The organism is Geodermatophilus siccatus (assembly GCF_900103785.1).
GTDB lineage: Bacteria > Actinomycetota > Actinomycetes > Mycobacteriales > Geodermatophilaceae > Geodermatophilus > Geodermatophilus siccatus.
Window position 1 is genome coordinate 149,710 of the sequence record NZ_FNHE01000004.1, and the last position, 16,064, is coordinate 165,773.

Here is a 16,064-nt window from a genome sequence, read left to right on the forward strand (position 1 = left end):
GCCTGCAGGATCTCGCCGCCGGCCCCGTCCCGGGGCTCGCCCCGAGCTCGCGAGGGGTGAGGAGGACGGGGTCCTCCCGTGGCCGGGGGCAGGGGTCCTGCCTCAGCCGCCCGGGGCGGGCGCCGGGGCCGGGACGGCGCCGTCCGGCGCCGGCGGGGCGGCAGGTGCGTCGACCGGCACGCAGATGACCCGCGGCTCGGCGGCGTAGCGGGTGCGGAAGTCCTCGCGCTTGACCTCCGCCCCGCTGGCTGGGTCGCGGAACACCCGGGTGACGGTGATGTCGAAGCCGGTCGAGCCGGCCTGCGGCTTGCAGCTGCCGTCGTCCGGCTTCTCCTGCACGACCGGCTCGCGGAGGTTGTAGCGGTCGCTGCTGATCGACTCGACGTCGTAGCGCTTGGTCCCGTAGAAGGTGACCGTCAACGAGTTCGGCGTCCACTGGGTGTCGACGTAGACACCGGTGTCGCTGTCGTTGCGCCACTTGAGGTCGATGGAGTCGTAGTAGACCGTCGCCTCCCGGCCGGCCGGGTAGCGGCTGATGTAGAAGCTGTGCGGCTTGTGGTGGACGTCCTCGAGGCCGGCGAAGAAGACGGCGTTGAACATCGTCGTGGCGACCTGGCTGACGCCACCGCCGACAGCGGTGGCGAACGCGCCGTTCTGGATGACACCGGCCTCGACGTACCCCTGCGCGGTGGTGCGTGGGCCGGTGTGGCCGTTCAGGCTGAAGGTCTCCCCGGGCCGGATCAGCGCACCGTCGAGCTCCGCGGCGGCCACCCGGATGTTCGTGCCGCTGGCCGCGCTGGTGAAGTTCGTGGTGAAGGTGCTGATCTCCTCGCGGATGCCCAGCGCCTCCGCGTCGGCGGTGCTGAACTCCGCCGGCACCGGACCCAGGTCGGCGGTGACCGTGCGCGGCGCCGGCTGCGGCAGGACCTCCTGCAGGTGTGTCGCGAGCGCCGCCGGGTCGACGCCGACTCCGTCGACCGACGGGACGACCGAGACGCTGCCGCCGGACAGCTCGAAGCGAGCGTCCTCGGCGGGCGTGCCGAACTCGGCGAAGTCGTCGCCCATCGCCTCCTGCAGGGCGGCCGGGTCGACCGCGACCGCGAGCTCGCCGTCCTCCTGGGGCGTGAAGGTCAGCGAGGCGGCGATCGCGGTCTCGGGCACCTCGACGGTGGTGGCGCCGTCCTGGCTGGTCACCGTGACCGGCGCGGCCAGGCCGGGGGTGACGGTCTCGTCGAGCACCCGCTGGGCCGCGGCGGTGTCCACGGACACCTCGGTCACGTCGACGGGCAGCTCGATCGGGGTGCTGGGGTCGCCTCCCGAGGCCAGCGCGGTGGTGACGGCCTCTGCGGCGCCCTCCCGGTCGAGGGTGCGGCCGGGCACGGGCTCGACGACGCTCGCGCTCGTGCCCTCGATGGCGATCGTCGCGTCCACCGGGGCGCGGTCGACCTGCTCCGCGATGACGTCGATCTGGGCGGCCAGCGCGGTCTCCTCGCCGGTGATGACGGGCGCGACCTCGCGCTCGTCGACGAGGCTCACCAGGCGGGTCCAGGGGTTGAGCGGCTGCCCGCCGGCCCGCTCGACGGTGCCCTCGACGTCGAGGGTGATCCCGGCGGTGGCGGGGGAGAGGGTGCCCTCCACGTCGTCGGCCAGCACCACGTGGTCGGCGACCACGCGCGGCGCGAGCTCGGTCTGCAGGCGCTCGGTGGCCGCCGCGGGGGACAGGCCGCCGAGGTCGACACCGGCCACGACGGTGTTGCGGGGGACGTCGCCGCTGGAGACCAGCAGGTCCGCCCCGTAGGCGGCGGCCAGGACACCGGCGGCGGCGACCGGCGTCACGACGGCCGGCCGGCGCCACCACGGGCGGCGGGTCCGCGGCGTGTCGTCGGGACCATCGCCGTCGGAGCCGTCGGAGCCGTCGGAGCCGTCGGAGCCGTCGCCCGTGGCGCGGGTGCCGTCGGGGACGTCGTCCGGGCCGTCGGTCACCGGGGGCAGGACGCCGGTGTGCTGGTCGGCCTCCGCGGCGGGTGGCGGCAGCTCGGCGGGGGCCTCGCCGGGAGCGAAGCGGATGTCCTGGGTCTCGCCGTCCTCGACGGCCGGCGTGCCGGCGTCGTCCTCCGCGCCGGTCGCCGGTGGAGCGGGCGTCTGGGCCGCGGTCGCCGGGCCGGGCACCTCGGGGCCGACGGGCCCGCGGTCGCGCGGGACCGGGCGGGTCTCGTCGGACAGACCCTCGGCGTCGATGCGAGCGGTGTGGTCGGGCTGGGCGGGGACCTGCTGCGCCGGCGTCTGACCGGTGGGGGACTGCTGGTCGTGCGGCGCGGGGGTCTGCGGGGGCATCGCGGGATCTCCGGTTAGTCGTCGACCGGGAGGTCCCGGGAACGACGGAGCCGCCGGCGCCCTGTCCCCGTCAGGCGGGAACGGGACGCCGGCGGCGGCGTCGGGTGAGGGCTTCATCGCTGTGCGCGACGATAGCGCCTCCGTCAGTGGCTGAGGCGCTGCTCGCTGTCGGTCTCGATGATGTCGACGGCGATGTCGCGGAGCTTGCCCTCGTACTCACGGGCGTGGTGCCCGCAGAAGACGAGGTCGCTGCCGCTGGCGAGGACCACCCGCACCTTGGCCAGTGCGCCACAGCGGTCACAGTGAAAGGGAACGACGAGGTCGTCGGCGGGCGGGGTCGTCGTCAGCGTCTGGGTCATCTGGGTCATCACTCGCTCTCTACCGCACGGACCCGCGGCTGCGGATCGGCCTCCTGCACAGCGCCAGGATGTCCCCCTGTGTTCCCGACCCGCCCGATCCGACGCTGGACTCGCCGAGAACGGTGAGGCCGGTGCGGGTGGTGCAGGTGGTCCGGGCCAGCAGGGACGTCACTGGGTCGTGCCGGTCTGTCGTGTCGTGCCGTTCTCGTCGTTCGCGTGCGCCGGTCGTCGTCCGGCTGGTGGGTCCGCTGCTGTCTTGACGGGCACCACGCTACGCCGTCTACCCGGCGCGTGACGGCGTACACCGGCGGACCGGCTCATCGGGGTGAGATCGTGACCATCCCGCAATCGTGCCGTCATCGTCCTGGACGACGGAGCGACCCACCGGACGCATCCGCGAGGGCAGTGGGGGCCAACGCCCCTCGTGACCCTCGTGCCGCGGGTGCAGGCTCGCCTGGCACGGGGATCCGACGGCACGGGATCCAGGGCCGCCATGAGTGACCAACGTCACGACCCGCCGGAGCGCGGCGGCATCGTCGTCATCGGGGCCGGGCCGGCCGGGCTGCTGACGGCGATCGCGCTCGCTCGCCGCGGCATCCGCACGACCGTGCTCGAACGGCACGACCACCCGCAGGTGAGCCCCCGGTTCGATCCCGAGCGCTCCTACACGATCGACATCACCGGACACGGCCACCGGGCGCTGGAGCACATCGACGCGACGGCGTACTTCGACGCCCGGCTGCTGGCATTCCGCGGCATCCAGCACGGCGGCCGGGTGGTCGAGGAGTGGCGCGCGCCGGGATGGACCGGTTCACGGGGCGACATCCTGCGCGCGCTCACCGACGCCCTCGGGGAGACGGTCGAGGACGAGGTGCAGCTCGACTACGGCTGCCTCGTGGAAGCCGTCGACGTGGCGACCGGGAGGGTGACCTGGACCCCGCCGGGGGCGGCGCCGAGGACCCGGCGCTTCGACCTCGTCATCGGCGCCGACGGTGCCGGATCGGTCGTGCGCCGAGCGGTGCAGGAGCAGGTGCCGGGCTTCGAGCTGCAACGGGCGGAACTGCCGAACCACCTCACGATGGTCGAGCTGGACCGCCTCTCCGACCAGCTCGACCCGCACTACCTCCAGGCGCTGGCGACCCGGCCGTTCTGCGTGGCGGGGGCGATCAAGGCGGACGACGACGGCGACGCCCCACGGTGGTTCTGCGGCGTCGGCACCCGGCGCGAACTACGGTTCGGGTCGGTCGACGAGGCCCGCGCGTGGCTGCGCCGCCACTGCCCTCGGATCCTGGACCTGGCCTCACCCGAGGCGGTCGCCGCGTTCGCCCGGCGACGGTGTCACCACATCGGCCAGACGCTGACCTGCTCACGCCTGTCCGCCGGACGCTGCGTGCTGATCGGCGACGCGGCCGGCCCCTTCCCCCCGATCGGGCAGGGCGTCAACGCCGCGCTCGAGTCCGCGATGGCACTCGACCTCGCCATCGGCCGGTCCGGCACCACCCCGGCGGGGCTGGTCGCCGCCGCTGCGTCCTACGACGAGGAGTGGAGACCGGAGGTGGACGCCATCTCCTGGATCAGCGAGAAGATGCTGTTCGAGAACCGGGTCCACATGGTGCGCGCCGACCTCACGATGCGGCTGGGCATCAACCCCATCGACCAGGCGAAGGACGGGTCCACCCCGTGGTCCGTCGTGGCGGCACGGGCGCGGCGATTCGGGCCGCTGTGGTGGTGAGCCGGCGTCGGGGGCCGCCGGACGACCGAGGGTCCGGCCCGCCGGAGCGGACCGGACCCTGCGTCGTGGGCTCAGTCGAGGTAGTCGCGCAGCACCTGGGAGCGGCTCGGGTGGCGCAGCTTCGACATCGTCTTGCTCTCGATCTGCCGGATCCGCTCACGGGTGACCCCGTAGACCTGGCCGATCTCGTCGAGGGTGCGCGGCTGGCCGTCGGTCAGGCCGAACCGCAGCCGGACGACGCCGGCCTCCCGCTCGGAGAGCGTCTGCAGGACGCTGGTCAGCTGGTCCTGCATGAGCGTGAAGCTCACCGCGTCGACGGCGACGACCGCCTCGGAGTCCTCGATGAAGTCGCCGAGCTGGCTGTCGCCCTCGTCACCGATGGTCTGGTCGAGGCTGATGGGCTCGCGGGCGTACTGCTGGATCTCCAGCACCTTGTCCGGGGTGATGTCCATCTCCTTGGCCAGCTCCTCCGGGGTGGGCTCACGCCCGAGGTCCTGGAGCAACTCGCGCTGGATGCGGCCGAGCTTGTTGATGACCTCGACCATGTGCACCGGGATGCGGATGGTGCGGGCCTGGTCGGCCATGGCGCGGGTGATCGCCTGCCGGATCCACCAGGTGGCGTACGTGGAGAACTTGTAGCCCTTGGTGTAGTCGAACTTCTCGACCGCGCGGATCAGACCGAGGTTGCCCTCCTGGATCAGGTCCAGGAACGCCATGCCGCGGCCGGTGTAGCGCTTGGCGAGGGAGACCACGAGGCGGAGGTTGGCCTCCAGCAGGTGGTTCTTGGCGCGCTCGCCGTCGCGGACGATCCAGTTGAGGTCGCGGCGCATCTGCGGGGAGAGCTTCTGGCCCTCCTCCTCGGCCTGGCGCAGCCGCTCGGCGCCGTAGAGCCCGGCCTCGATGCGCTTGGCGAGGTCGACCTCCTCCTCGGCGTTGAGCAGCGCGACCTTGCCGATCTGCTTGAGGTAGGCGCGGACCGAGTCGGCGGAGGCGGTGAGCTCGGCGTCCTTGCGGGCCTGGCGGAGGGCCTCGGACTCCTCCTCGTCGTCCCACTCGAAGTCGCCGCCCTCGGCGACCTCCTCGGGGGTGGGAGCGTCGGTCTCGGCGACGCCGTCCGGGGTCGCTACGACGGTCTCGTCGATCTTCAAGCCCTCGCCGCCGGCGTCGACCACGGCGACCGTGGCGCCGTCGGAGGCCACGGCGGTGAGCACGGCGCCCTCGCCGCCTCCCGGCGACGGGGAGATCGTGGGCTTGCGGGCGCCCTTGGCGGCGGTCGGCTTCGCCGCGCTCTTGGCCGTCCGCTTGCGAGCGGGGGCCTTGGCCGGTGCTGGCTGGTCGGCGGGCACTCAGGTTCCTTCCCGTGCTGGGTGCGTTCCCCGGGGAGCCGTCTGGTCCCCGGGCAGCGGCCTCGGCCGGCGTCCGGAGCGGGAGGGCCCGACGGGCGCTCCGGGTTTGGCCGGGGCGCGGGCGGGGGATGTCTCTCCGCTGGGGGGCGACGGGAGCGGGGCTCCTCCATTGTAACGACGCGTTGTGGTGGGTCCACCGCTTCGGACCGACGGGGTGCCCCTCGACCTGGGGAGGACACCAGGTCCACGGGCGTTCTCACTCTCCGTGGTGATCCGGCGGCGGGTGGGCGCGCACCTCCGGTGTCACTGCCCGATGCGTTCCTCGGCGGCCAGGGCCGCGCCGACGATGCCGGCGTCGTTGAGCAGCTGCGCGGGGACGACGGGGGTGCGGGTCGACAACTGGGGCACCCACTTGTGCGCCTTCTTGCTCACCCCGCCGCCGACGATGATGAGGTCCGGCCAGACGGCGGCCTCCAGGACGTCGAGGTAGCGGTCCACCCGCTTGGCCCACTGCGGGTAGCTGAGGTCCTCGCGGTCCTTCGCGGCGGCCGAGGCCTTCTTCTCGCCGTCGTGGCCGTCGACCTGGATGTGCCCGAACTCGGTGTTCGGGACCAGGACGCCGTCGGTGAACAGCGCACTGCCGATGCCGGTGCCGAAGGTCAGCATGAGGACGATGCCCCGCTTGTCGCGGCCGGCGCCGTAGCGCATCTCGGCGATCCCGGCGGCGTCGGCGTCGTTGAGCGTCTGCACGGTGCCGGGGATGCGGGAGGCCAGCCCCTCGGCCAGGTGGGTGCCCAACCAGCTCTTGTCGACGTTGGCCGCGGTGCGCGCGACCCCGCTCTTCACCACGCCGGGGTAGGTGACGCCGATGCGCCCCTCCCACCCGAAGGAGTCGACGATCCGCCCCACGACGTCGTAGACCGGTTCGGGCAGCGAGGGCTGCGGCGTCTCGATGCGCAGCCGCTCCCCCTGCAGTTCGCCCTTGTCGAGGTCGACGACGCACCCCTTGATCCCGCTGCCACCGATGTCCACGCCGAACCCGAGCACGCGGTCAGGGTAGTGATCGTCCGGCCATGCGCCAGACCCGCTCGTGCAGGATCGGGCCATGACCACGACGCCGGAGCCCGCCGACCTGCTCGACCTCGCCGTGTCCACCGCTCGTGAGGCCGCCGACCTGGTCGCGCGCGGACGCGCCTCGGCCGCCGAGCAGGTGGACGTCAAGTCCAGCCCCGTCGACATGGTCACCGCCGTGGACCGCGCCTGCGAGGAGCTGGTCACCAGCCGGCTGCTCGGCGCCCGTCCGGACGACGGGCTGCTGGGGGAGGAGGGCGGCGAGCGCACCGGCACCAGCGGGGTGCGCTGGGTCGTCGACCCGATCGACGGCACCACCAACTTCGTCTACGGCCTGCCCGCGTACGCGGTGTCGATCGCCGCGGAGGTCGACGGGCAGGCCGTCGCGGGCGTGGTGCTCAACGCCGCCACCGGTGAGCTGTTCTCGGCCACCGCGGGCGGCGGCGCGCACCTGACCCTGCCCGGCGCCGAGCCGGTGCGGCTGACCGGCAGCCGGCCGGCCTCCCTGGGGCAGGCGCTGGTCGCGACCGGCTTCGGCTACCGGGCCGAGCAGCGCCGCGCGCAGGCCGCCGTGGTCGCCGAGCTGCTGCCGGAGGTCCGCGACATCCGGCGGCACGGCTCGGCCGCCCTGGACCTGTGCACCGTGGCCGGCGGCCGGGTGGACGCCTACTACGAGATGCACCTCAACCGCTGGGACGTCGCCGCGGGCGCGCTCGTCGCGGCCGAGGCCGGCGTCGTCGTCACCGGTCTGCCCGGGCGGCCGTTCGCCGAGCCGCTGGGCATCGCCGTGGCCCCGTCGGTGGCCGACGAGTTCCTCGCCCTGCTCACCCGGCTGCACCGCGTCGCAACATGATGGAACGGCCCCGTCCAGGGCGCCGCCCTGAGCGTGCGAGGGGTGGGAGGACGGGGTCGTTCAGCAGGCGGCGGCGGCGCTGGCGCCTGCGGCGAGCGCGGCCTGGACCTCCTCCGGCGGGGCGAGGCCGGCGAAGTCGGGGCCGATGACGACGTCGACCGTGGCGGTGGCCCGGGTGTCGAGGAAGTCCCCGGCCTGGGGGAGGAACAGCCGGACGAAGGCGGCGGCCTCGTTCCCGCGCGGGCCGTGCCGCAGCTCGCCGACGCCGGTGACCTCGCGCTCGGTGGGGTCGTTGGCGATCTCCTCCACCACGAAGCCCCGCTCCTGCAGCGCCGCGGCCACCTCCTGGGCCAGGCCCCCCCGGTCGGTGGCGTTGAAGACGCGCAGCGCGACCGTGGTCGGGTCCAGCGACGGCGGCGCCGCCGACGCGCTGGCGCAGGCCTGGGCCTCCTCGGCCTCCAGCTCGCCCTCGGTGTCGAACACGTTCCACCAGACGACCAGTGCGGCCAGGGCGAGCACCAGCAGGAACACCAGCGGCGGGATCGGCCGGCGGCCGCTGCGGGGACGCACCGCGGAACGGTCGGTGGGCGGCGCGCTCACGGGCTCTCCTCGGTCACTGACGGTCGACCGGAGTCTAGGGCCGGGAGGGGTGTCTAGATCACACCGTCGTCGAGTGCGGCGCGTCCCCGCTCCACGCACGGGTCGATGCGGTCGGCGTAACCGGCGGTGTCCTTGCCCGCCATGGCGCCGGCGGCCGACCGGGCGACGATGCCGGCGACGATCGCGGCGAACTTGAAGTAGGCGAAGGCGACGTACCAGGGCAGGTCGGAGAGGTCCAGGCCACTGCGCTCGGCGTAGCGCGCCGCGACCTCGGCGCGGGTGGGGAAGCCCTCCAGGGCGGTCACCGTGCTCTGCCCGGCGACGGCCTCCTCACCGGCCTGCGGCCAGTAGACGTGCAGCATCCCCAGGTCGGCGAGCGGGTCGCCGAGGGTCGACATCTCCCAGTCCAGCACCGCCCGGATGCGGCCGGGGGTCTGCGGGTCGAGCAGGCAGTTGTCCAGCCGGAAGTCGCCGTGGACGATCCCGTTGCGCTGCGTGGTGGGCACGGTCTGGGCCAGCCGCGCGGCGAGGGCGTCCAGGCCCGGCCGCTCGCGGTCGCGGGTGGCGTCCCACTGCTGGGTCCAGCGGCGCACCTGCCGGGCCATGAAGCCCTCCGGCCGGCCGAAGTCGCCCAGCCCCACCGCGACGTGGTCGACGGCGTGCAGGTCGGCCAGGACGTCGACCAGCCCGTCGCCGATCGCCCGCCGCTGGGCCGGCTCGTCGGCGTAGCCAGCCGGGATCCGGTCGACGACGTGCAGGCCCACGACCCGCTCCATCACGTAGAAGGGCGCGCCCAGGACGGACGGGTCGGTGCACAGGTGCAGCGTCCGCGGCACCGGGACGGGCGTGGGCACGAGCGCCGAGACGACCCGGTGCTCGCGCGCCATGTCGTGCGCGGTGGCCAGGACCGCACCCGTCGGCGGGCGGCGCAGGATCACCGCCTCGCCGTCCGCCCCGCCCTCCGGGGTCACCGTGTAGGTCAGGTTGGACATGCCCGCCGCGATGAGCTCGACCCGTACCCGGGACCACCGCTCGTCGCCCAGGACGGAGGCCAGGTAGGGCCCGACGACGGCCGGATCAGCACCCACAGGAGTCGACACGGGCGCAGGGTAACCTCTGGCGCTCCGCGTCCCGTCCGACCCGGCCCGGCAGCGAGGTGGTTCCCCCCTCGCGCGTCGGGCACAAACGGGGGCCGCGCGACGTTGGGGGGTCCGCCGGTCAGACCGTGCCGGCTTGCTCCGCCGTCCGCCGGTGGGTCGGACGGCGCGGGAACGACCAGCACCGGCCGGTGCCCGCCTCCGCGGTCACCGGCCCACCGACCCCCGGTCGCCTCCGGCGACCGGACAGCACGGCGGCGCCACCGCGCGCCGCCGCGGACCATGCGGGCTGCGCCCGCGACGACCCCGGAGGAGGGGCACTTCCCATGGCCACCGACTACGACGCCCCGCGCCGCAACGAGGCCGACGAGCTCGGCGAGGACTCGCTCGAGGAGCTCAAGGCCCGGCGCGCCGAGGCGCAGTCCTCGTCGGTCGACGTCGACGAGACCGACTTCAACGAGAACCTCGAGCTCCCCGGCGCCGACCTGTCCAACGAGGAGCTGACCGTCCGCGTGCTGCCCAAGCAGGAGGACGAGTTCACCTGCTCGCGCTGCTTCCTCGTGCAGCACCGCAGCCGCCTGGCCGCCACCAAGGGCGACCAGCTGTTCTGCCGCGACTGCGCCGCCTGAGAGAGGACCCTCCTGCCCCCCACCCCGCGCTGGCGCTCGGGGCGGGCCCCTGCAGGAGGGCCGTTCCAGCAGGTCACCGAGTTCACGGCGGGACCCCGCAACCAGGCCGTACCACGGCACGCCGACCGGAGGAGTGAGGGACCAGTGACGGACCACGGCGATCGCACCGTGCCAGTGCGGGACGTCCCGCCACCGCGCCCGGTCGTGCCCGGCGCGGCCGGTGGGCCCACGGCCCCGCCCGCGGAGGAGGGCCCGCTCGCGCGGGCCGGCCGGCTGCTCGCCGAGGCCGTGTCCGGCCTGGTGGGCGGGGCGAGCGAGGCGCCTCCCGAGGGGCGCCGTTCGACCGCGGCGACGCTGCGCGACGTCGTCGCCGCGGTCGCGGCCGCCGGGTCGCGCGTCGGCCGCGGCGCCCGGGACACCGCGCCGGCCGGTGCGGACGACGGCGGGAGCCCCCGCACCCCCAGCGCGTTGCTGGGCGACCTGCTGGCCACCGCCGCCCCGCGGCTGCCGATCCGGGACGCCGCCCGGCTGCGCGCGGCCCACCCCGGCGCCACGGACGACGAGATCGCCGACGCGCTGGTCTCCCGGGCCGCGACGCTGACCGCCGGCATCGGCGCCGCGACCGGCGGGCTGTCCGCGGCCTCGTGGCTCGCCCCGCCCTCGCTGGTGGCGCTGCCCCTGGAGCTCGGCGCGGAGACGGTGCTCACCGCCGCCGTCGAGCTCGTCCTGCTCGGCGAGCTGCACGAGCTGTACGGGCGGCGGGCCCCCGGCGACGCCCGCGACCGCGCGCTGGCCTACCTGTCCAGCTGGACGCGGCAGCGGGCGGTCGAGGACTCCGCCGTCCCGGGCCTGGGCGCCGTCCTGGGCTCGGCCGGCCTGCGCACGCTCAGCCGCCGGATGACCCGGCGGATGGCCCGCAGCGTCCCCGGCGCGGCTCCCTTCCTGGTCGGCGCGGCCCTCGGCGGCCGGGCCAACCGGAAGGCGACCGAGGCTCTGGCCCGCCGGGTGCTCGCCGACCTGCGCCGCCCCCGCCCCTGAAGGAGGACCCCGTCCTCCCACCTCTCGCACCCTCGGGGCGGACCCGGGACGTCGCTCGACGCGGCCCGGTCACTCGCGAGGCGGGGGAGGAGGGTGGTCCTTATAGGGTCGCGGACGTGCCCGACCCCTCCCACCCCGCCGTCCCCGAGGTGGAGGTCCCGGTGCGGCTGTCCTCCCCGGAGGACGTCGTCCCCGCCTACGCCCTGCCCGGGGACGCCGGCGCCGACCTGGCGATCGCCGAGGACCTCGAGCTCGCGCCGTTGCAGCGCGCGCTGGTGGGCACCGGCGTCGCGGTGGCGATCCCGGAGGGCTACGCCGGCTTCGTGCACCCCCGCTCGGGCCTGGCCCACCGGGTGGGCCTGTCCCTGGTGAACGCCCCGGGCACCATCGACGCCGGCTACCGCGGGGAGGTCAAGGTCAACCTGGTCAACCTCGACCCCACGACGCCGCTGACGCTGCGGCGCGGCGACCGCGTGGCCCAGCTGGTGGTGCAGCCGGTCGTGCGCGCCCGCTTCGTCCCGGTCGAGCAGCTGCCGGAGAGCGCGCGGGGCGCCGGGGGCCACGGGTCGACCGGTGGCCACGCGAGCGTCCAGGAGAAGGGGACCGACTGACATGCCGTTCGGACGGCGACGCAACCGGATCGACCGCAGCCTGCGCGAGCGCGGGGTGCCGCCGGAGCCGCAGCACAAGGTCCGCGAGGTCGCGGCGACCACCGGACCGTGGGACTCCGCCGACGCCCCGGACGACGGGGTCGCCCGCATCGACCTGGGGTCGCTGCTGCTGCCGGCGGTCCCCGGCACGGAGCTGCGGGTCGACGTCAACGCCCAGCAGAAGGTCATCGGCGCCACGCTGCGCTACGGCGACTCGCTGCTGCAGGTGGCGGTGTTCGCCGCGCCCCGCGCGGCCGGCATCTGGGACGACGTCCGCGCGGACCTCGCCCGCAGCGCCTCGGGGCAGGGCGGGCACCTCGAGGAGGTCGACGGGCCGTTCGGGCCGGAGCTGGCCGGTTTCGTGCGGGCGACGCCGCCGGCGCAGCCCGGCCAGCCCGCGCCCGCTCCGGTGCGCCGGCCCGCCCGCTTCGTCGGCGTGGACGGCCCCCGCTGGTTCCTGCGCGGCATGATCAGCGGCCCGGCGGCGGAGAACCCGGAGGCCGCGGCGGCGCTGGAGCAGGCGTTCCGGCAGATCGTCGTCGTCCGCGGGAGCGCGCCGATGCCGGTCCGCGAGCAGCTGCCGCTGACCCTCCCGCCGCAGGCCGCCGCACAGCTGGCCGCGCAGCAGGCCGTCCGCCAGCCGGGGACCCCGCCGCAGGCCGCGCCCGGCACGTGAGCGAGCTCGCGAGCTCGCGCACGGGTGCAGCAGCGCCGCGAACGCGGCCGACGAGCGCCAGCGGGGAGGGCACGTGAGCGAGCTCGCGAGCTCGCGCGTGGGTGCAGCAGCGCCGCGAACGCGGCCGACGAGCGCCAGCGAGGAGGGCACGTGAGCGCCGTCCGCACCGCCTACGGGCCGCACCCCGACCAGTTCCTCGAGCTGACGCTGCCCGCGGGCACCGGCCCGGCGCCCGTGGCGGTCGTGCTGCACGGCGGCTTCTGGCGGGCCGCGTACGGCGTCGAGCTGGCCCGCCCGCTCGCCGCGGACCTGGCCGAGGCCGGCCTCGCCGCGGTCGCGGTCGAGTACCGCCGGGTCGGCGCCGGTGGCGGCTGGCCGGCCACCCTGGAGGACGTCGCCGCGGCGCTCGACGCGCTCCCGGACCTGGCGGGCGCCGACCGGCTGGACCTCTCCGACGTCGCGGTCGTCGGACACTCCGCCGGCGGGCACCTGGCCGCATGGGCGGCCGGGCGGTCGCGGCTGCCGGGGGAGGCGCCGGGTGCGCGGCCGCGGGTCCGGGTGGCCGCCGCCGTCCTGCAGGCCGGGGTGCTCGACCTCGAGCGCGCCGCGGCGCAGCGGCTGGGCGACGGGGCGGTGCAGGACCTGCTCGGCGCCGAGCCCGCGGACGCGCCGGAGCGCTACGCGACAGCCGACCCGGTGCGGCTGGTCCCGACCGGCGTCGACCTGCTGTGCGTGCACGGCACCGGCGACGACGTCGTCCCGGCCGAGCAGAGCACCCGCTACGCGGCTGCCGCCGCGGCGCAGGGCGGCGCCGTCGACGTGCGTCTCGTGCCGGGTGACCACATGGTGCTCATCGACCCGGCGGGGGAGCCGTGGGCGCTGGCGCGGAACTGGCTGCGGTCGCGTGCCGAGGGGGTCCGCGGCGGTTCTACGCTGGGGCCGTGACGCAGACACGCCAGAGCGGTTGGTTCGCGCGGACGCTGCAGCGGCTGACCGCCGACGACCACACGATCGACGCGGAGGAGCTGCGCGCGGGCTCGGCGAACGCCGGCTGCGAGGCGGTCAGCGCCTGCCGCAAGGGTGCCGTCGTCACCGTGACCGGCCGGCTGAAGTCGGTCGTCTACACGCCGCGGGAGACGGTGCCCACCCTGGAGGCGGAGCTGTTCGACGGCTCCGGCTCGGTCACCCTCGTGTGGCTCGGGCGCCGGCGGATCCCCGGCATCGAGCCCGGCCGCTCGCTCACCGCGCACGGCCGCTTCGCCTCCTTCGACGGGCGGCAGGTCATCTACAACCCCCGGTACGAGCTGAGCGCCGGGTGACGGCTGCGCCCGAGGGGGACGGGCGCCCCGGTCCGGCGCGTCCCGCGGACGGCGCCGGGACCGGGCCGCAGGGCCTGGCCTTCGACCGGCACCTGGTCCTCGACCAGCTCGGCGGCTGGCGCGGCATGCTCGACGCCACGCTGCCCACGGTCGCGTTCATCGTGGCCAACTCCGTGGCCGGGCTGCGCGCCGGCATCTGGTCCGCGCTCGCCGTCGCCGTCCTGCTCTTCGCGCTGCGCCTCGTGCGGCGGGAGAGCGTGCAGCAGGCCTTCAGCGGGCTCTTCGGCGTCGCGATCGCCGTGGCCATCGCCGCCGCCTCGGGTCAGGCCCGCGACTTCTTCGTCCCCGGCCTGATCCGCAACGCCGCCCTCGGCGTGGTGCTGATCGGCTCGATCGCCGTCCGCTGGCCGCTGGTCGGCGTGGTCGCCGAGTTCCTCGCCCCCAGCCACCTGGGCTCGATGGCGTCGCACTCGATGCCCGGTCTGCGCCGCCGCATCGACCGGGTCAACGCGACGCTGCACCACCGGTCACCGCCGGACCCCGCGACCGGCGCCCGGCCGGCCGACCCCGCGCCCGAGCGGCACTGGCGCGACGACCCGCGGATGGTGCGCGCCTACTCCTGGCTGACGCTGATGTGGGGCGTCGTCTTCCTGGTCCGCGTCGCCGTCCAGTGGGTGCTCTACCGCGCCGACGAGGTGGAGCTGCTGGGCACGGCCTCGCTGCTGCTGGGCCTGCCGGTCACCGCCGTCGAGGTCGTGGTGACGCTGTGGGTGGTGTCCCGGCTGCACCGGCACCGGCACCGGGCCGACGCCGCCTAGCGGTACACCCAGCGGTCCCCTGCGGGGTCCTGCTCCGGTGGGGGCAGGGGGCCTCCTGGAGCCGGCCTCCTAGAGCGAGGTCGTGGGGGAGAGCACCTGCTGCAGCTGCTCCTCGACGTCGGCGTGGGTGACGAACAGCAGCTCGTCGCCGACCTCGAGCGGCTCGTCCGGGGTGGGGGTGATGACCCGGTCGCCGCGCAGGACGGCGGTCAGCACCGTCTCCCGCGGCAGGGGCACCTCGCGCAGCGGCTTCCCGGCCCACGGGGTGTCCTCGGCGAGGGTGATCTCGACCAGGTTGGCCGCGCCCTTGCGGAAGCTCATCAGCCGGACGACGTCGCCGACGGTCACCGCCTCCTCGACCAGCGCGGCGAGCACCCGCGGGGTCGAGACGGCGACGTCGACGCCCCACGCCTCGGTGTAGAGCCACTCGTTGCGCGGGTCCTTGACCCGGGCGACGACGCGGTTGACCGCGAACTCGGTCTTGGCCAGCAGCGAGACCACCAGGTTGGCCTTGTCGTCGCCGGTCGCGGCCACGACGACGTCGCAGGTGGCCAGCTGCGCCTCCTCGAGGGAGGAGACCTCGCACGCGTCGGCCTGCACCCACTCGGCGCCGGGCACCGCCCGGGTGCGGACCTTGCGGCCGTCCTTCTCGATGAGCATCACGGTGTGCCCGTTGGACAGCAGCTCCCCGGCGATCGAGCGCCCGACGGCGCCCGCGCCCACGATGGCGACCCGCATCAGTGTCCCCCTCCCGTGGGGCCCTGCTCGACGACCTGGTGCACCCGCTGGGTGATCGCGTCGGTCGAGGCGACCACGAGCTGGTCGCCGTCCTGCAGCACGGTTCCCGCGGTGGGCAGCTGGGCCTCGCCGTAGCGCACCAGCCAGGCGGCCCGCGCCCCGGAGGCGGTCTCCAGCTCGGCCAGCCGCCTGCCGACCCACGGCTCGGTGACGGTGACCCGCATGAGCAGCACCTGCCCGGTGGGCTCGCGCCACAGCTCGCTGACCTTGACCGAGAGCAGCTCGCGCAGCAGCCGGTTCACCGTCCACGGGACGGTCGCGACGCTGGGGATGCCCATCCGCTCGTAGACCTCGGCGCGCTTGGAGTCGTAGATGCGGGCCACGACGTGCTGGACGCCGAAGGTCTCGCGGGCCACGCGCGCGCTGATGATGTTGGAGTTGTCGCCGCTGCTGACCGCGGCGAAGGCGCCGGCGGAGTCGATGCCGGCGTCGAGCAGCGTCTGGCGGTCGAAGCCCAGGCCGGTGACCTGGCGGCCGGTGAAGTCCGGGCCCAGCCGGCGGAAGGCCTCCGGGTCCTGGTCGATCACGGCCACGCTGTGGCCGACCTCCTCGAGCCGGCGGGCGATCGCCGACCCGACGCGGCCGCAGCCCATCACGACCACGTGCACGAGCGACTCCCGGCTCACGAGTGCGGTGCGCCGGGGTCGGACCCGGCGCGTGTCCGGCCGCGAAGCTACACCTGGGCCGCGGTGGGACCGCGGTCCGCAGCGCCACAACTCACCCTCCGGACGGGGGCGGGAGGGG

Annotated in this window: 17 protein-coding genes; 9 read left to right on the forward strand and 8 right to left on the reverse strand. The window is 75.2% G+C overall.

The window, feature by feature from the left end; all coding sequences use genetic code 11:
• Positions 1–102: 102 nt before the first annotated feature.
• Together BLS21_RS09315 and BLS21_RS09320 are read right to left on the reverse strand one after the other, a co-directional pair.
• Entirely contained in the window at positions 103–2,334 is a 2,232-nt protein-coding gene (locus BLS21_RS09315) for a VanW family protein (protein WP_091216868.1), read from the reverse strand.
• Between the two features lie 143 nt (positions 2,335–2,477).
• On the reverse strand, positions 2,478–2,702 hold the full coding sequence (locus tag BLS21_RS09320; protein WP_091217591.1) for a DUF7455 domain-containing protein: 225 nt from the start codon (positions 2,700–2,702) through the stop codon (positions 2,478–2,480).
• Positions 2,703–3,186: 484 nt separating this feature from the next.
• Here BLS21_RS09320 and BLS21_RS09325 point away from each other — a divergent pair, with 484 nt between their 5' ends.
• Positions 3,187–4,425, forward strand: a complete 1,239-nt coding sequence (locus BLS21_RS09325; RefSeq protein WP_091216872.1) for an FAD-dependent oxidoreductase — start codon at positions 3,187–3,189, stop codon at positions 4,423–4,425.
• 71 nt (positions 4,426–4,496) lie between these two features.
• On the opposite strand, the gene BLS21_RS09330 is transcribed toward BLS21_RS09325, so the two are convergent.
• Together BLS21_RS09330 and ppgK are read right to left on the reverse strand one after the other, a co-directional pair.
• Complete coding sequence (locus BLS21_RS09330) at positions 4,497–5,771, reverse strand: RNA polymerase sigma factor (RefSeq protein ID WP_091216874.1); 1,275 nt, start codon at positions 5,769–5,771, stop codon at positions 4,497–4,499.
• A gap of 303 nt (positions 5,772–6,074) precedes the next feature.
• Positions 6,075–6,818 carry a polyphosphate--glucose phosphotransferase gene (ppgK, locus tag BLS21_RS09335; RefSeq protein WP_091216877.1) on the reverse strand — a complete coding sequence of 248 codons (744 nt, stop codon included), beginning with the start codon at positions 6,816–6,818 and terminating at the stop codon, positions 6,075–6,077.
• Positions 6,819–6,876: 58 nt separating this feature from the next.
• On the opposite strand from ppgK, the gene BLS21_RS09340 reads away from it, so the two are divergent.
• Positions 6,877–7,695 (forward strand): inositol monophosphatase family protein, encoded by an 819-nt coding sequence (locus BLS21_RS09340; protein WP_091216880.1) that lies wholly within the window; start codon positions 6,877–6,879, stop codon positions 7,693–7,695.
• A gap of 60 nt (positions 7,696–7,755) precedes the next feature.
• Here BLS21_RS09340 and BLS21_RS09345 read toward each other — a convergent pair whose 3' ends face one another.
• Together BLS21_RS09345 and BLS21_RS09350 are read right to left on the reverse strand one after the other, a co-directional pair.
• Entirely contained in the window at positions 7,756–8,295 is a 540-nt protein-coding gene (locus tag BLS21_RS09345; protein WP_091216883.1) for a LytR C-terminal domain-containing protein, read from the reverse strand.
• Positions 8,296–8,348: 53 nt separating this feature from the next.
• Positions 8,349–9,395 (reverse strand): phosphotransferase family protein, encoded by a 1,047-nt coding sequence (locus BLS21_RS09350; protein WP_091216886.1) that lies wholly within the window; start codon positions 9,393–9,395, stop codon positions 8,349–8,351.
• Positions 9,396–9,718: 323 nt separating this feature from the next.
• Here BLS21_RS09350 and BLS21_RS09355 point away from each other — a divergent pair, with 323 nt between their 5' ends.
• From BLS21_RS09355 to BLS21_RS09385, 7 genes are all read left to right on the forward strand, one after another.
• Positions 9,719–10,021: a DUF4193 domain-containing protein gene (locus BLS21_RS09355; protein WP_012948011.1), complete on the forward strand. Its 303-nt coding sequence runs from the start codon at positions 9,719–9,721 to the stop codon at positions 10,019–10,021.
• A 168-nt stretch (positions 10,022–10,189) separates the two neighbouring features.
• Positions 10,190–11,059, forward strand: coding sequence for a hypothetical protein (locus tag BLS21_RS09360; protein ID WP_245700230.1), 870 nt, complete (start codon positions 10,190–10,192; stop codon positions 11,057–11,059).
• A 116-nt stretch (positions 11,060–11,175) separates the two neighbouring features.
• On the forward strand, positions 11,176–11,670 hold the full coding sequence (gene dut, locus BLS21_RS09365; RefSeq protein WP_217636066.1) for a dUTP diphosphatase: 495 nt from the start codon (positions 11,176–11,178) through the stop codon (positions 11,668–11,670).
• 1 nt (position 11,671) lies between these two features.
• Entirely contained in the window at positions 11,672–12,385 is a 714-nt protein-coding gene (locus BLS21_RS09370) for a DUF3710 domain-containing protein (protein ID WP_091216891.1), read from the forward strand.
• Between the two features lie 150 nt (positions 12,386–12,535).
• Positions 12,536–13,330: an alpha/beta hydrolase family protein gene (locus BLS21_RS09375; RefSeq protein ID WP_091216894.1), complete on the forward strand. Its 795-nt coding sequence runs from the start codon at positions 12,536–12,538 to the stop codon at positions 13,328–13,330.
• Positions 13,327–13,704 carry an OB-fold nucleic acid binding domain-containing protein gene (locus BLS21_RS09380; RefSeq protein WP_091216897.1) on the forward strand — a complete coding sequence of 126 codons (378 nt, stop codon included), beginning with the start codon at positions 13,327–13,329 and terminating at the stop codon, positions 13,702–13,704. Before BLS21_RS09375 ends, BLS21_RS09380 begins: the two co-directional genes overlap by 4 nt.
• On the forward strand, positions 13,701–14,522 hold the full coding sequence (locus BLS21_RS09385) for a DUF3159 domain-containing protein (protein WP_091216899.1): 822 nt from the start codon (positions 13,701–13,703) through the stop codon (positions 14,520–14,522). Before BLS21_RS09380 ends, BLS21_RS09385 begins: the two co-directional genes overlap by 4 nt.
• 69 nt (positions 14,523–14,591) lie before the next feature.
• Here BLS21_RS09385 and BLS21_RS09390 read toward each other — a convergent pair whose 3' ends face one another.
• Both BLS21_RS09390 and BLS21_RS09395 read right to left on the reverse strand, forming a co-directional pair.
• Complete coding sequence (locus tag BLS21_RS09390) at positions 14,592–15,260, reverse strand: potassium channel family protein (protein ID WP_091216902.1); 669 nt, start codon at positions 15,258–15,260, stop codon at positions 14,592–14,594.
• Entirely contained in the window at positions 15,260–15,928 is a 669-nt protein-coding gene (locus BLS21_RS09395; protein ID WP_091217596.1) for a potassium channel family protein, read from the reverse strand. The genes BLS21_RS09390 and BLS21_RS09395 overlap by 1 nt, the downstream gene beginning before the upstream one ends.
• Positions 15,929–16,064: the final 136 nt, after the last annotated feature.

What these genes read in the sequence shown, in the direction of transcription:
- BLS21_RS09315 (WP_091216868.1), bottom strand. Translation starts at nt 2,334, where the DNA reads ATGCCCCCGCAGACCCCCGCGCCGCACGACCAGCAGTCCCCCACCGGT.
- BLS21_RS09320 (WP_091217591.1), bottom strand. Translation starts at nt 2,702, where the DNA reads ATGACCCAGATGACCCAGACGCTGACGACGACCCCGCCCGCCGACGAC.
- BLS21_RS09325 (WP_091216872.1), top strand. Translation starts at nt 3,187, where the DNA reads ATGAGTGACCAACGTCACGACCCGCCGGAGCGCGGCGGCATCGTCGTC.
- BLS21_RS09340 (WP_091216880.1), top strand. Translation starts at nt 6,877, where the DNA reads ATGACCACGACGCCGGAGCCCGCCGACCTGCTCGACCTCGCCGTGTCC.
- BLS21_RS09355 (WP_012948011.1), top strand. Translation starts at nt 9,719, where the DNA reads ATGGCCACCGACTACGACGCCCCGCGCCGCAACGAGGCCGACGAGCTC.
- BLS21_RS09370 (WP_091216891.1), top strand. Translation starts at nt 11,672, where the DNA reads ATGCCGTTCGGACGGCGACGCAACCGGATCGACCGCAGCCTGCGCGAG.
- BLS21_RS09390 (WP_091216902.1), bottom strand. Translation starts at nt 15,260, where the DNA reads ATGCGGGTCGCCATCGTGGGCGCGGGCGCCGTCGGGCGCTCGATCGCC.